We start from the raw sequence: 14,224 nt of genomic DNA, 5'->3' as shown, positions 1-14,224 counted from the left end.
ATTTCCATTAATTTCCTCTAAATCCAACTCTCAGGTTTAGCATGACGACGAATTACATTTTTGTTACGGGCGGTGTTGTATCCTCCCTCGGTAAGGGTATTGCTGCAGCCTCATTGGCAGCCATTCTTGAAGCGCGTGGCCTCAACGTCACCATCATGAAACTCGACCCTTATATCAACGTGGATCCAGGGACAATGAGCCCTACCCAGCACGGGGAAGTATTCGTCACGGAAGACGGCGCCGAGACCGACCTTGACCTCGGTCACTATGAGCGCTTTATCCGCACCAAAATGACCAAGCGTAATAACTTTACCTCTGGTCGCGTATACGCGGATGTTCTGCGCAAAGAGCGCCGCGGAGATTACCTGGGAGCCACCATTCAGGTGATTCCACACATCACTAACTCGATCAAAGACCGTATCATCGCCGGTGGTGAAGGTCACGACGTGGTGATCGTGGAAATTGGCGGCACTGTCGGTGATATTGAATCACTGCCATTCCTTGAAGCGATTCGCCAACTGACAGTGGAAGTCGGTCGTGAGCGTGCGATGTTTATGCATCTTACCTTGGTGCCATACTTGGCAGCGGCGGGTGAAGTGAAAACCAAGCCTACCCAGCACTCGGTAAAAGAGCTTCTATCGATTGGTATCCAGCCGGATGTCCTTGTTTGCCGTAGTGAGCGTCCAATTCCAGCCAATGAGCGTGCAAAAATTGCACTGTTCTGTAACGTACCAGAGAAAGCGGTTATCACCATGAAGGATGTGGATTCAATCTACAAAATTCCTTCATTGATTCGCTCTCAAGGGCTGGACGACTTGGTTTGTCAGCGCTTTGGTATCCAAGCGCCAGAAGCCGACCTGTCTGAATGGGAACAAGTTATTTACGAAGAAGCCAATCCAATGGGCGAAGTCACCATTGGTATGGTGGGTAAGTACATCGAACTGCCTGACGCGTATAAATCTGTCAACGAAGCGCTGAAGCATGGCGGATTGAAAAATCGTCTGACTGTCAACATCAAGTATGTTGACTCACAAGATCTCGAAACCCGCGGCACTGAGCTGCTCGATGGTTTAGATGCGATTTTGGTTCCGGGTGGTTTTGGCGATCGCGGCGTCGAAGGCAAAATCCTTGCCGCACAATATGCGCGTGAAAACAAAGTGCCTTATCTTGGCATTTGTTTAGGCATGCAAGTGGCGTTAATTGAGTACGCCCGTAATGTTGCTGGGATGGAAGGAGCTAACTCCACCGAATTCAGCAAAGACAGCAAATACCCAGTGGTGGGACTGATCACCGAGTGGGTCGATGAAGAAGGTAACGTGGAAGAGCGTAGCGAATCCTCTGATTTGGGCGGCACCATGCGTCTAGGCGCACAGCTTTGCCACCTGTCTGAAGGGTCTAAAGCGCATCAGCTATATGGCAACACTCAAATCCACGAGCGCCATCGTCATCGCTACGAAGTGAATAACTTGCTGCGTCCACAATTGGAAAAAACCGGTCTACTTGTATCGGGCTTGTCGGCAGACAAGAAGCTGGTAGAAATCATCGAAAACCCAGCACATCCATGGTTTGTGGCCTGTCAGTTCCACCCAGAGTTCACCTCGACTCCTCGCGACGGCCACCCGCTATTCGCTGGGTTCGTTGCGGCTGCAGGTAAAAAGCAGCGCGGTGAGCTATAACACAAATGTGAAGCGGTAGTCCTTACGGGCGGCCGCTTTTTATTTTTTGAATACAATGACAGACGAGAGGAATCACAATGTCTAAGATCGTTAAAGTTCTAGGTCGTGAAATTATCGATTCACGCGGTAACCCAACTGTAGAAGCAGAAGTACACTTGGAAGGTGGCTTTGTTGGTATGGCGGCAGCGCCATCAGGTGCGTCTACCGGTTCTCGCGAAGCACTAGAGCTGCGTGACGGTGACAAGTCACGTTTCATGGGTAAAGGCGTACTGAAAGCGATTGAAGCGGTTAACGGCCCAATCGCAGAAGCACTGCTAGGTAAAGACGCGAAAGCCCAAGCTGACATCGATCAGGTGATGATCGACCTTGACGGCACTGAGAACAAATCTAAGTTCGGTGCTAACGCGATCCTAGCGGTTTCTCTGGCTAACGCAAAAGCAGCTGCGGCAGCGAAAGGCATGCCTTTGTTTGAGCACATCGCTGAACTAAACGGCACTGCGGGTCAGTTCTCAATGCCTCTACCAATGATGAACATCCTCAACGGTGGTGAGCACGCGGACAACAACGTTGATATCCAAGAGTTCATGATCCAACCTGTGGGTGCGAAAACCCTGAAAGAAGCACTGCGCATTGGTGCGGAAGTATTCCACAACCTAGCCAAAGTGCTGAAAGCCAAAGGCCTAAGCACTGCTGTTGGTGACGAAGGTGGTTTCGCGCCTAACCTAGAGTCAAACGCTGCTGCGCTTGCTGCGATCAAAGAAGCGGTTGAGAAAGCAGGCTACGAGCTAGGTAAAGACATCACCCTAGCGATGGACTGTGCCGCGTCTGAGTTCTATGACAAAGAGCAAGGCATCTACAACATGAAGGGTGAAGGTAAAACCTTTACTTCAGAAGAGTTTAACCACTACCTGGCGAAACTGGCTGAAGAGTACCCAATCGTGTCTATCGAAGACGGTCTAGACGAGTCAGATTGGGATGGCTTTAAGCACCAAACTGAACTGCTGGGTGACAAACTTCAGCTAGTCGGTGATGACCTGTTCGTAACCAACACCAAGATCCTGAAAGAAGGCATCGAGAAAGGTGTGGCGAACTCTATCCTGATCAAATTCAACCAAATCGGTTCTCTGACCGAAACCTTGGCTGCGATCAAGATGGCGAAAGACGCGGGCTACACTGCCGTAATCTCTCACCGTTCAGGTGAAACTGAAGACGCAACCATCGCTGACTTGGCGGTTGGTACTGCAGCAGGCCAAATCAAAACTGGTTCTATGAGCCGTTCTGACCGTGTTGCCAAGTACAACCAGCTGATCCGTATCGAAGAAGCGCTGGGTGAAAAAGCACCGTTTAACGGTCTGAAAGAAGTTAAAGGTCAATAATAAAAGTCGCAGTCGATTGGCTGTGATGGAAAGGCACCTTGCCTTTCACTGTTGACCCCAAAAGCCGCCTTTATGGCGGCTTTTTTGTATTCAAGGGCGTGTAAATCGATAAGAGATGCGTTTGAGCGCATCTTCATGCGCCAGATAAACAGAAAACCATGACACCGGCGGCCTGATCCGCTAGCCTATGCGGTTAGCATAATTGGCGTTGCTGATCCACTGAACACCTAAGGAGTGAAACCATGAGACTGCTATCTGTTGCGCTATTTATCACTCTGGCGTGGCTGCAATATGAATTGTGGCTGGGCAAGAATGGCGTTATGGATTATTGGCACACTCAGGCAAACGTCGTGGTGCAACAACAAGCGAACCAAAAGCTGGTGAAGCGTAACCAACAAATGTATGCCGAAATCGCGGATCTCAAACGTGGACAAGAAGCGATTGAAGAGCGCGCCCGTAATGAGTTGGGCATGATTAAACCTGACGAAACCTTTTTTCGTTTAGTCGACGCAACGCGATAACCCATCATCCGCACGCTCGCGGACTAATCAAAGAGAAAACGCGTGGTAGAAAAAGCCTCTTTGCAACTAGGAATTACAGCGGTGGTGCCCGCCGCTGGGGTAGGCAGTCGCATGCAGGCTGACTGTCCAAAGCAGTATATACACCTTGCAGGTAAGCCTTTAATCACCCACACCGTTGAACGCTTGCTAAGCCATGCTGCAATTGACCGCGTGATTATCGCGATCGGTGAGAACGATGGCTATTTCGCTGAGACCGGACTGGGCGACCATCCGGATATTACCGTCGTCACAGGCGGAGCGACGCGCGCGCAATCGGTACAAGCAGGGCTTGAGGCGGTACAGACCCGTTGGGTGATGGTGCATGATGCAGCACGCCCCTGCGTCACTCACAATGATATCGATGCGTTGATTCACGCTGCCCAAAGCCATTCTGACGGCGCAATCTTAGCTGCTCCGGTTCGCGATACCATGAAGCGGGCACAGCCGGATGGCTGTATTGCACAGACTGTCGACAGACAGGCACTGTGGCATGCCTTGACGCCTCAAATGTTTCCCACCCTGCACTTAAAAGCGGCATTGGCAAGCGCAGGTGATCAGGTAACCGATGACGCGTCGGCGATTGAGGCGGCGGGCGGCCATCCGCTATTAGTTCCTGCCAGTGCCAGCAATATTAAAGTGACGCATCCTGAAGATAGGGTGCTGGCGGAGTTTTACTTATCGCAACAAGAAGGCAAATCATGATGCGAATTGGACATGGGTTTGATGTACACAAATTTGGTGGTGATGGCCCGGTGATCATTGGTGGTGTCGCTGTGCCTTATGAGCAAGGGTTGCTTGCGCACTCGGACGGTGATGTGGCACTGCACGCCCTGTGTGATGCATTGTTGGGCGCGATTGCGGCCGGTGACATTGGCCAGCACTTCCCAGATACCAGTGATGAGTGGAAAGGCGCGGACAGCCGTATGTTGCTGCGCGACGTTTACCGCAAAGTACAAGACAAAGGCTATCGGTTGGGCAATGCAGATATCACTATCATCGCCCAAGCGCCTAAGATGGGCCCGCATATTCCCGCCATGTGTGCGACGATTGCTGATGATCTAAAAGCCCCCATCGATGCCATTAATGTAAAAGCAACCACCTCAGAGCGACTCGGTTTTACCGGTCGTAAAGAGGGCATTGCTTGTGAAGCCGTTGTGCTATTAACAAAAGAGACGCTATGACAGACGTACTTGCTCCCTTGGCTTATATGCATGGCCAGCCGACTCAATCCGGCCAAATCAAACACTCGCCAGACGACTTTTACGTCTCGGAAACCCTCGGTTTTACCCCGTCGGGAGCCGGTGAACATTTCCTAGTGCGAATCAAAAAGCGTGGCGAGAATACGCGCTATGTGGCCAATGAGCTGGCTAAAGCATGCGGTGTGCCATCACGACAAGTAAGTTGGGCGGGCCTGAAAGATAGGCATGCGGTGACCGAGCAGTGGTTCAGCGTACAATTACCGGGCAAAGCCGATCCTGATTTGAACGAGTTTGTCGCTACGCATCCTGGCGTACTGAGCATTGAAGCGACCGCTCGCCACCATCAAAAACTGCGGCCCGGCGATCTTATCGGGAATGATTTTGTGCTGCAGATCCGCGCCCTAGCCAATCCGAGTACGTTGGTACCGCGCTTAGAGGCGATTGCAACCCAAGGCGTCCCTAATTACTTTGGTGAGCAGCGTTTCGGCCGTGAAGGGAACAACCTTGACGCAGCGCGAGCATGGGGGCGGGGTGAGCGCAAGGTAAAAGATAAAAGTAAGCGCAGTTTTTACCTCTCTGCGGCGCGTTCATTGCTGTTTAATCACGTGGTTTCAGCACGTCTCGAGGCAGGCTGTTTTAGCCAAACACTGGCGGGTGATCTGTGCGTTGACGATGCCGACCAACTGGTAGCCTGCAACCAAGCCGGCGTTGAAGGGATGCGTATTACCGCCCCTCTGACCGGTGACAACGCACTGCCTACCACAGACAGTGCGCAGCAGTTTGAGCAGGCGATTCTCGATAAGGAGCCGGACCTGCTGGCCGTGATCCGCAATAACCGCATGCGCCATGACCGTCGAGAGATCTGCTTGCTACCGCAAAACATGACGTGGGAGCTAGATACAGACAGCGTGTGTGTGCGTTTTTCTCTGCCTGCCGGTGCTTTCGCCACCACAGTGATGCGTGAGCTGATTAGCCAACAAGAACAAGGAGAGCAGGATGCGCATACTGATCAGTAATGATGATGGCTACCACGCGCAAGGGATCCAAACGCTCACTCATGCTCTGAGTGAGATAGCCGAGGTGGTGGTCGCTGCACCGGATCGAAATTGTTCGGGCGCGTCGAATTCATTAACGCTTGAAAATCCGCTGCGGGTTCGTGAACTAGGTCCCGGGCGTTTTGCGGTGCAAGGTACGCCCACTGACTCGGTACATTTAGCTCTGAATCAATTGGTTCCGTGGCAACCTGACTTCGTGATCACCGGAATTAACCACGGTGCAAACTTGGGCGATGATGTGCTTTACTCTGGCACCGTTGCCGCGGCCACGGAAGGGTTCTTTCTCGGCGCCCCTGCGATCGCGGTTTCATTATGTGGTCATCAGCATTTTGATACCGCCGCCCATGTGATTAAGCAGTTTTTGGCTAAAAACCAACGCCATGCCGCTCCTAGTCACCGTCTGATTAATATCAATGTGCCGGATGTAGCGATTGATGCGTTAAAAGGATGGAAAGTGACTCGTCTTGGTGCCCGTCATCATGCCGAAGATGTGATAAAACAAGGCGATCCGCGTGGGAAACCCATATACTGGATCGGTGCGCCCGGAAAAACGCAAGATGCTGGGCCGGGCACGGATTTTCACGCCATAGCGGAGCAATACGTTTCTATTACGCCGCTTCAAGTGGATCTTACCGCTCACGACACGCTCGGAGCGTTTTCTCAGTGGTTAGCGGAATAACTGCTGAAAACAGGCTGGCGAACTTAACGCGCCAGCCTATTTCGTTCGATTAATACTCAGTGATAAAGGAAGCAGACGTTGAGTCAAGCGCAATCACTTATTCAATTTTTGCAGCAACAAGGTATTGATAACCAAAGCGTTCTAGATGCAATGCAAGCAGTGCCTCGGCACCTGTTTGTTTCTGAAGCCATGACTCACCAAGCATACGGAAACAATGCGTTACCGATTGGGTGGGGACAAACTATTTCACAACCTTATATTGTGGCTAAGATGACAACATTGCTCAATTTGCGACGCGACAGTCGCATTTTGGAAATAGGAACCGGCTCTGGCTATCAAACGGCGATTCTTGCTCAGCTGGTGGATCAGGTTTATTCCGTTGAACGGATTAAGCAGCTGCAAATGCTCGCCAAGCGACGCCTCAAGCAGCTCGATATTTATAATGTGGCCACCAAGCACGGCGATGGTTGGCAAGGCTGGCCGGCGAAAGGCCCTTATGATGGGATTATTGTCACCGCGGCGGCAGAGCGTATTCCAGATGCATTATGCCAACAGCTGACAGAAGGCGGCGTGATGTTAATCCCCGTTGGAGAGCACCAGCAAACGCTTATCAAGGTGACAAGGCAGGGCGAAGAGTTTCTGACCGAAACGATTGAATCGGTGCGTTTTGTGCCTCTCGTTGCCGGTGAACTGGCCTAACTACGCTATCTATGGAGTAGAAACTAAAAACAGATGAAAATCGCGTTTTTTCTTTTATCAGTAGTCATACTTTCTGGGTGTGCTTGGCATGGCCCGGCGCCCGTATCTAGTGTGACGCCTGACTACTCCAGTGTCGATAGAGGAAGCTACCGCGGTAGCTACTACGAAGTGAAGAAAGGCGATACGCTCTACTATATCGCCTACATCACCGATCGTGATATTGACGACATCATCAAGCATAACAACCTCCAACCGCCATACACTATTTATCCGGGTCAAACCTTAGCGTTGTGGAAGCCTGCTTATCAGCGCCCGGACGTGGCAAAGTCCACCTCCGGGGCAACGAATGTGGCCTCTGCCACAAGTTCAGCTGCAAAAGCTGCGGCGGTAGCAGTATCTTCTAGTAAAAACACCGAAAATGGTAAATTCGGTCAAGAAAAGAAGGCAAAAACGGCGGTTTCGCAACAAAAAGCAGTTGAAGCCCAATCAGCCACAGGGTACAGTCAAACTAAACAAAAAAGTAAACAAGCTGTTAACAACACGCGGGCGGCGAGCGTATCCAACCAACAGATAAGCTGGCAGTGGCCAACCAACGGCCGAATGGTATCGCGATTTTCTAGCACTGAGCGAGGCAATAAAGGCATAGATATTGCTGGACAACGAGGACAAAGCATTCAGGCAGCGGCAGATGGAAAGGTCGTGTACGCCGGAAGCGCGCTTCGAGGTTACGGCAAATTAATAATAGTGAAACACAATGATGATTACCTGAGTGCGTATGCACATAATGACAGGTTTTTGGTTTCAGAAGGCCAGTCTGTCAAAAAGGGGCAGAAAATAGCTTCAATGGGCAGTACAGGTACAAACAGTGTTCGGTTGCATTTTGAGATTCGCTACAAAGGAAAATCGGTCAATCCGTTGCATTATTTGCCTAAGCGATAGCGCTACAAAGGCGTGATATCGTCAAGCCACCAGTGTGACGGGGCCGGTGAAAGCAGAGATGCGCTCTGCTTAGCTGCTACGCCATAAGGGAGGCGCTATGAGCCAAACTAACACCGCGAAAAAACTGGACGGCTTGGATCAAGACGTGGATTTCGAGACCTTGGATGCGCAAGTTGAAGAGGTTGCCGAAGAGGTTGAAGAGGCTGTACAACAGCACGCTGCGACATCCAAAGCCCTAGATGCCACACAACTCTACTTGAGTGAAATTGGTTTTTCACCCCTGCTGACCGCCGAGGAAGAAGTGTTGTATGCGCGTCGTGCCCTACGTGGTGACGAAGTGGCGCGTAAACGCATGATCGAGAGTAACCTCCGCTTGGTGGTGAAAATTTCTCGACGCTACTCTAACCGAGGTCTCGCGCTATTGGATCTGGTCGAAGAAGGCAATTTAGGCCTGATTCGCGCCGTTGAAAAGTTCGATCCAGAACGAGGCTTCCGATTCTCTACCTACGCCACATGGTGGATTCGCCAGACCATTGAGCGTGCCATCATGAACCAAACGCGCACTATTCGCTTGCCGATTCATGTGGTGAAAGAGCTGAATGTCTATCTGCGTACGGCGCGTGAACTGGCACAAAAACTGGACCATKAACCGACTGCCGAAGACATTGCCGCCCAACTCGATAAACCGGTTGAAGACGTCAATCGCATGCTGCGTTTGAACGAACGCATTGGCTCGGTGGATAACCCAATTGGTGGGGATTCAGAAAAAGCGCTTCTGGATATCATCGCCGATGAAAAACAAGATGGTCCAGAGCACACCACCCAAGACGACGATATGAAAAAGTCGATCGTGCAATGGTTACAAGAGCTAAATCCCAAACAACGTGAAGTGTTGGCGCGTCGCTTTGGCCTTCTTGGTCATGAAGCCTCCACGCTTGAAGATGTGGGGCGTGAAATCGGTCTAACCCGCGAGCGCGTGCGTCAAATTCAAGTAGAAGGATTGCGTCGCCTGCGCGATATGCTGACCCAGCAAGGACTGAGTATTGAGTCTTTGTTTAATGTCGAGCAATAACAGCTCTAATCGCGATAAGCAAAAAAGGACGGCCAAGGTGCCGTCCTTTTTAATGCGTTATTGGATGATTAGCGAGACTGTTGGAGGGCTTTGAGTGCATAGAGTGCATCAAGCGCTTGACGAGGCGTCATCTCATCGGGATTGAGCGCGTCAACAGCCTGATCGAGCTCACTGGGCTCAGGGAGCAAAGGAAGCTGCGTCGGCATGACCTGATTATTAGGTGCGTCGCCAGTAACTTTTTGTTGACCACTTTGTTCTAACTGAGCCAACTTATGCTTGGCTCGGCGTATCACCGGTTTAGGGACGCCAGCTAATCCTGCCACCGCTAGCCCGTAAGATTTACTCGCCGCGCCTTCTTGTACGGCGTGCATAAAGGCAATCTCATCACCATGCTCTACCGCGTCCAGGTGGACATTCACCAAGCCGTCCATTTGCCCCGGTAGTTCGGTGAGCTCAAAATAATGAGTGGCAAACAGCGTCATAGCTTGAATCTTCTCGGCCAGCCATTCAGCACTGGCCCATGCCAGTGATAAGCCATCATAGGTACTGGTGCCACGGCCAATTTCATCCATCAAGACTAAACTGTGTGCGGTTGCATTGTGCAAAATATTGGCCGTTTCTGTCATTTCTACCATAAAGGTGGAGCGTCCTGAGGCAAGATCGTCAGACGCACCAATACGGGTGAAAATGCGATCGACCGGTCCAATGACGGCACTGTCGGCAGGCACATACGCACCAATATGGGCCAACAAAGCAATCAACGCGGTTTGGCGCATGTAGGTCGACTTACCCCCCATGTTAGGGCCGGTAATGATCAGCATACGCCGTTCAGGGCTCAGTGAGATCGGGTTAGGAATGAAGGGGTCTGTCATCACTTGCTCGACGACCGGATGGCGACCTGCTTCAATCTCCACACCAGCTTGGTCACTGAGTTGAGGGCGGTGGTAATTAAGCGTGTCAGCGCGCTCGGCGAGATTACACAGCACATCGAGGGCGGATAACGCTTCAGCCGCACCCTGCAATTGAGCAAGGTGAGGAAGCAATAAATCAAACAGCTCTTCCCACAACCGTTTTTCCAGCGCCAAAGCCGTAGACTTGGAGCTTAGCACCTTGTCTTCATGCTCTTTGAGCTCAGCAATGATATAGCGCTCCGCGTTTTTAAGCGTCTGACGGCGAATGTAATGCGCAGGGACGCGATCGCTTTGTGCGCGGCTAATCTGGATATAAAAGCCATGCACTTGGTTGTAGCCGACCTTTAAAGTATCAATGCCGTACTTTTCACGCTCGCGCTGTTCTAGCTCTTCAAGGTAGCGCGATGCGCCGTCAGATAGCTCACGCCATTCATCGAGTTCAGCGTGATAGCCGGGGGCGATGACCCCACCATCACGAATTACCACCGGCGGGTTATCGACAATGGCACGCGTCAGTAAATCTGTAAGCTCAGGCATAGGCTGAGTTGCTTTGGCATAGTGTGCAAACGCAGGGTGATTCAATTCACTGAGCTGCGACTGAATCGCCGGCAGTTGTGCAAGCGCAGTGCGTAGACGGGCCATATCGCGCGGACGAGCAGAGCGCATCGCCAAGCGTGCCAATACGCGTTCGATATCGCCAACGGGTTTGAGCTCGGCGGCGAGGTCGCCATAAAGCCCAGTATCAAGCAATGTCTCTATCGCATCCAATCGTTGATTAAGTACCCTTCGGTCGCGGAGCGGTTGGTGTAGCCAACGCTTAAGCAAGCGGCTTCCCATCGGGGTGGTGGTACGATCCAGCACGTCGGCCAAGGTATTATCATGGCCGCCAGCAAGGTTTTGGGTGATCTCAAGGTTGCGGCGTGTCGCAGCATCTAGCACCACCGCACTGTCTTGTTGTTCTTTGATAATCGCCCGAATATGAGGCAGGGCAGTGCGCTGGGTATCTTTGGCGTATTGCAACAAACAGCCTGCGGCACTGAGCCCGCGCGCACAGTCTTCCACCCCAAAACCAATCAGGTCTCGGGTGCCAAATTGGGCGGTCAACTGACTACGTGCCGTATCGAGGTCAAACTCCCAAATCGGGCGACGGCGGGCGCCTTTGCTTACCGAAAGCAGGTCGGAGTGGGCAAAATCCTCAGGATAGAGCAGTTCGGCCGGTTGGGTACGCTGCAACTCTGCCTGCATTTGTTCTAGCGTTTGTGGTTCACTCAACACAAAACGGCCAGACGTAATATCTAAGGTGGCAAAGCCAAAGCCAGTATCATCGCCGATGATGGCGGCCACCAAATTATCCACTCGCTCGCTCAGTAATGCCTCATCAGAGACGGTGCCGGGTGTGACAATACGCACAACTTGGCGCTCGACAGGGCCTTTGCTGGTTGCCGGATCGCCAATTTGCTCGCAAATGGCAACGGGCTCACCCAATTGGACAAGCTTGGCAAGGTATCCTTCTACCGCATGGTAAGGCACGCCTGCCATTGGGATGGGCTCGCCATTTGAGCTACCGCGCTTGGTCAGTGAGATATCAAGCAGTTGTGAGGCGCGTTTAGCGTCGTCGTAAAAGAGTTCGTAAAAATCTCCCATACGGTAAAAGAGCAGCTCCTCAGGGTGCTGAGCTTTTAACTTGAGATACTGTTGCATCATGGGCGTGTGTTTTTCGAGCGCTTGTACTGTCACGACTAGACCTGCAAAATGGAACGTTAAGGCCGCTTAGAATACGTGATGTCGGGGCACAGGGTAAAGCCACGTCATGTGGATTTCGGTGCCATGAAAAAGGAGAAACGCGTGGACCACTTATATTCACTGGCAAAGCAGCTAGGTGATGTACTGGCTGATGCACAATTGACCATCACCACCGCTGAGTCATGCACGGGTGGGGGAATCGCCTATTGCCTGACGGATGTTGCGGGTAGTTCACAATGGTTCCATCAAGCCTTCGTGACTTACAGCAATGACGCGAAGCAGCGTTTGGTGAAGGTACCTGATATGGCGCTCGAGCAGTATGGCGCAGTGAGTGAACCTGTGGTGATGGCAATGGCTGAGGGCGCGCGTGAGCGTGCAAACGCAGATGTTTCGATTGCCGTCAGTGGCGTGGCCGGGCCATCAGGAGGCAGTGAAGAAAAGCCAGTAGGTACCGTCTGGTTTGCGTGGGCATGGCGAGAGGATGAAACCGAGACCGAAGTCTGTCACTTTGATGGCCACCGCCGTCAAGTGCGCGAGCAAACCATTGCGCACGCACTTGGTCATGTTTTAAATCGGCTACAGTGACGCGTTTGGGTTGTGGGACACATCAGATTTTTTCTGATCAGCTCTAGACACTGTATAAATGGACAGTATACTTGACCGCATTAACGACAGCTTTCTCGTCGCATAGATTGAGTTTTATTTCTTGGAGACTGAAATGGACGATAACAAAGAAAAGGCGCTTGCCGCTGCGCTTGGACAAATCGAAAAGCAATTTGGTAAAGGCTCTATTATGCGCCTTGGCGATGACCGTACCATGGACATCGAAACCGTATCGACCGGCTCATTGTCTCTGGATATTGCGCTAGGGGCGGGGGGATTGCCATTTGGCCGTATTGTTGAAATTTATGGTCCGGAATCATCGGGTAAAACAACCCTGACCCTACAAGCGATTGCCGAAGCCCAAAAAATGGGCAAAACCTGTGCGTTTATCGATGCCGAGCACGCACTAGACCCTGTTTACGCCCGTAAGTTAGGTGTCGATATTGATAACCTTTTGGTGTCACAGCCAGACACAGGTGAGCAAGCGCTAGAAATTGCTGATGCACTGACCCGCTCCGGTGCTGTCGATATGATCGTGATTGACTCGGTAGCGGCGTTGACACCAAAAGCGGAAATTGAAGGTGAGATGGGTGATTCTCACATGGGCCTTCAGGCACGCATGCTGTCACAAGCGATGCGTAAGTTGACCGCTAACATCAAAAACAGCAACACCTTGATGGTATTCATCAACCAAATCCGGATGAAGATTGGTGTGATGTTCGGTAACCCCGAAACCACCACTGGTGGTAACGCACTGAAATTCTATGCATCGGTGCGCCTAGACATTCGCCGTATTGGTGCGATCAAAGAAGGCGACGAAGTGGTCGGTAACGACACCCGTGTGAAAGTGGTGAAAAACAAAGTCGCGGCGCCCTTTAAGCAAGCTGAATTCCAAATTCTTTATGGCCAAGGCATTAACCTGCATGGCGAACTGATTGATCTTGGGGTCAAGCACAAGCTGGTCGAGAAAGCGGGTGCGTGGTACAGCTACAAAGGCGATAAAATTGGCCAAGGTAAAGCTAACGCCTGTAAGTACCTCAAAGAAAATCCACATATTGCGAAAGAGCTCGATACCACATTGCGTGAAATGCTATTGCAAACCGCATTGAATAACGAAGTGGTAGAGGCTGACGCGCAGGCAGAAACAGAAGACGATTTGTAATGTCGTCATCGTGCCAAGAGATTGCGGTGGGCTTATTAGCCCGCCGCGATCATTCTGTACAAGAGTTGCGTCAAAAGCTTGAGCAGCGTGACTTTGATAGCGAAACGATTGAAAGCACCCTGGCAACCTGCTTAGAGCGTGGTTGGTTAGATGATGCCCGTTTTGCGGCGAGCCTATTACGCCAAGGGGTCAGCAAACAACATGGCTGGTTGCGCATCTGCCAAGATGCCAAGCGTAAAGGGGTCGATAGCGAGTTACTTTCTCAAGCAGAACAAGCGGCTGAAATTGATTGGTTTGCCTTGGCGAAAGAAACTGCACAGCGCAAATATGCCGATATTGATGGTGTGATCCCACCGGCGGATCAAAAACTCAAAGCCAAGCGGATGCGCTTTTTGCAATCACGGGGCTTTAACTTCGATCAAATCCAATACGCGCTCTCCAACGACTAAATTCCTCATCAATTATCGCTGAATCCTGCACTGTCTCTTTTCCGTACGCGATCGGTTGTTTACAATGGCGCAAATAAAATTATGTTACCATCGCGTCATTA

Annotated in this window: 14 protein-coding genes; 13 read left to right on the top strand and 1 reads right to left on the bottom strand. The window is 51.4% G+C overall.

Annotated features, from left to right (window positions below):
• The first annotated feature begins 41 nt into the window (after positions 1–41).
• The 10 genes from BZG82_RS04330 to rpoS all read left to right on the top strand — a co-directional run bounded on the left by BZG82_RS04330 (position 42) and on the right by rpoS (position 9,255).
• The gene (locus BZG82_RS04330; RefSeq protein ID WP_069591319.1) at positions 42–1,676 is read left to right on the top strand and encodes a CTP synthase; all 1,635 of its coding nucleotides are present in this window, start codon (positions 42–44) and stop codon (positions 1,674–1,676) included.
• A gap of 77 nt (positions 1,677–1,753) precedes the next feature.
• Positions 1,754–3,052 (top strand): phosphopyruvate hydratase, encoded by a 1,299-nt coding sequence (eno, locus tag BZG82_RS04325; RefSeq protein ID WP_077455265.1) that lies wholly within the window; start codon positions 1,754–1,756, stop codon positions 3,050–3,052.
• Positions 3,053–3,294: 242 nt separating this feature from the next.
• Positions 3,295–3,573, top strand: a complete 279-nt coding sequence (gene ftsB, locus BZG82_RS04320) for a cell division protein FtsB (protein ID WP_069591125.1) — start codon at positions 3,295–3,297, stop codon at positions 3,571–3,573.
• 42 nt (positions 3,574–3,615) lie between these two features.
• Positions 3,616–4,314 carry a 2-C-methyl-D-erythritol 4-phosphate cytidylyltransferase gene (gene ispD, locus BZG82_RS04315; protein WP_077765240.1) on the top strand — a complete coding sequence of 233 codons (699 nt, stop codon included), beginning with the start codon at positions 3,616–3,618 and terminating at the stop codon, positions 4,312–4,314.
• Positions 4,314–4,793 carry a 2-C-methyl-D-erythritol 2,4-cyclodiphosphate synthase gene (ispF, locus tag BZG82_RS04310; protein WP_077662278.1) on the top strand — a complete coding sequence of 160 codons (480 nt, stop codon included), beginning with the start codon at positions 4,314–4,316 and terminating at the stop codon, positions 4,791–4,793. Before ispD ends, ispF begins: the two co-directional genes overlap by 1 nt.
• Entirely contained in the window at positions 4,790–5,827 is a 1,038-nt protein-coding gene (truD, locus tag BZG82_RS04305; RefSeq protein WP_077765239.1) for a tRNA pseudouridine(13) synthase TruD, read from the top strand. Before ispF ends, truD begins: the two co-directional genes overlap by 4 nt.
• Positions 5,808–6,545: a 5'/3'-nucleotidase SurE gene (gene surE, locus BZG82_RS04300; protein ID WP_077479935.1), complete on the top strand. Its 738-nt coding sequence runs from the start codon at positions 5,808–5,810 to the stop codon at positions 6,543–6,545. Before truD ends, surE begins: the two co-directional genes overlap by 20 nt.
• Positions 6,546–6,623: 78 nt before the next feature.
• Positions 6,624–7,244 (top strand): protein-L-isoaspartate(D-aspartate) O-methyltransferase, encoded by a 621-nt coding sequence (locus BZG82_RS04295; protein ID WP_069591116.1) that lies wholly within the window; start codon positions 6,624–6,626, stop codon positions 7,242–7,244.
• Between the two features lie 33 nt (positions 7,245–7,277).
• Positions 7,278–8,183, top strand: a complete 906-nt coding sequence (gene nlpD / locus BZG82_RS04290) for a murein hydrolase activator NlpD (RefSeq protein ID WP_077479937.1) — start codon at positions 7,278–7,280, stop codon at positions 8,181–8,183.
• A gap of 97 nt (positions 8,184–8,280) precedes the next feature.
• Positions 8,281–9,255: an RNA polymerase sigma factor RpoS gene (rpoS, locus tag BZG82_RS04285; RefSeq protein WP_077765238.1), complete on the top strand. Its 975-nt coding sequence runs from the start codon at positions 8,281–8,283 to the stop codon at positions 9,253–9,255.
• A 68-nt stretch (positions 9,256–9,323) separates the two neighbouring features.
• On the opposite strand, the gene mutS is transcribed toward rpoS, so the two are convergent.
• Positions 9,324–11,870, bottom strand: coding sequence for a DNA mismatch repair protein MutS (mutS, locus tag BZG82_RS04280; RefSeq protein WP_198928534.1), 2,547 nt, complete (start codon positions 11,868–11,870; stop codon positions 9,324–9,326).
• Positions 11,871–12,011: 141 nt separating this feature from the next.
• Between mutS and BZG82_RS04275 the strand changes: the two genes are divergently transcribed.
• The 3 genes from BZG82_RS04275 to BZG82_RS04265 all read left to right on the top strand — a co-directional run bounded on the left by BZG82_RS04275 (position 12,012) and on the right by BZG82_RS04265 (position 14,123).
• Positions 12,012–12,494, top strand: a complete 483-nt coding sequence (locus BZG82_RS04275; protein WP_077765236.1) for a CinA family protein — start codon at positions 12,012–12,014, stop codon at positions 12,492–12,494.
• A gap of 133 nt (positions 12,495–12,627) precedes the next feature.
• Positions 12,628–13,674 (top strand): recombinase RecA, encoded by a 1,047-nt coding sequence (gene recA, locus BZG82_RS04270; protein ID WP_069591106.1) that lies wholly within the window; start codon positions 12,628–12,630, stop codon positions 13,672–13,674.
• Positions 13,674–14,123 (top strand): regulatory protein RecX, encoded by a 450-nt coding sequence (locus tag BZG82_RS04265; protein WP_232112028.1) that lies wholly within the window; start codon positions 13,674–13,676, stop codon positions 14,121–14,123. The genes recA and BZG82_RS04265 overlap by 1 nt, the downstream gene beginning before the upstream one ends.
• The last annotated feature ends 101 nt before the right edge of the window (positions 14,124–14,224 follow it).

The sequence above is a fragment of the Salinivibrio sp. PR5 genome, from assembly GCF_001996085.1.
GTDB classification, from domain to species: domain Bacteria; phylum Pseudomonadota; class Gammaproteobacteria; order Enterobacterales; family Vibrionaceae; genus Salinivibrio; species Salinivibrio proteolyticus.
Note: the sequence above shows the minus strand (reverse complement) of the source record. Positions and strands in the feature narration are given on the sequence as shown.

Excerpts from the sequence above, each read along its gene's own strand:
- BZG82_RS04330 (WP_069591319.1), top strand. The coding sequence starts at position 42 with ATGACGACGAATTACATTTTTGTTACGGGCGGTGTTGTATCCTCCCTC.
- eno (WP_077455265.1), top strand. The coding sequence starts at position 1,754 with ATGTCTAAGATCGTTAAAGTTCTAGGTCGTGAAATTATCGATTCACGC.
- ftsB (WP_069591125.1), top strand. The coding sequence starts at position 3,295 with ATGAGACTGCTATCTGTTGCGCTATTTATCACTCTGGCGTGGCTGCAA.
- ispF (WP_077662278.1), top strand. The coding sequence starts at position 4,314 with ATGCGAATTGGACATGGGTTTGATGTACACAAATTTGGTGGTGATGGC.
- truD (WP_077765239.1), top strand. The coding sequence starts at position 4,790 with ATGACAGACGTACTTGCTCCCTTGGCTTATATGCATGGCCAGCCGACT.
- surE (WP_077479935.1), top strand. The coding sequence starts at position 5,808 with ATGCGCATACTGATCAGTAATGATGATGGCTACCACGCGCAAGGGATC.
- nlpD (WP_077479937.1), top strand. The coding sequence starts at position 7,278 with ATGAAAATCGCGTTTTTTCTTTTATCAGTAGTCATACTTTCTGGGTGT.
- mutS (WP_198928534.1), bottom strand. The coding sequence starts at position 11,870 with ATGATGCAACAGTATCTCAAGTTAAAAGCTCAGCACCCTGAGGAGCTG.
- recA (WP_069591106.1), top strand. The coding sequence starts at position 12,628 with ATGGACGATAACAAAGAAAAGGCGCTTGCCGCTGCGCTTGGACAAATC.
- BZG82_RS04265 (WP_232112028.1), top strand. The coding sequence starts at position 13,674 with ATGTCGTCATCGTGCCAAGAGATTGCGGTGGGCTTATTAGCCCGCCGC.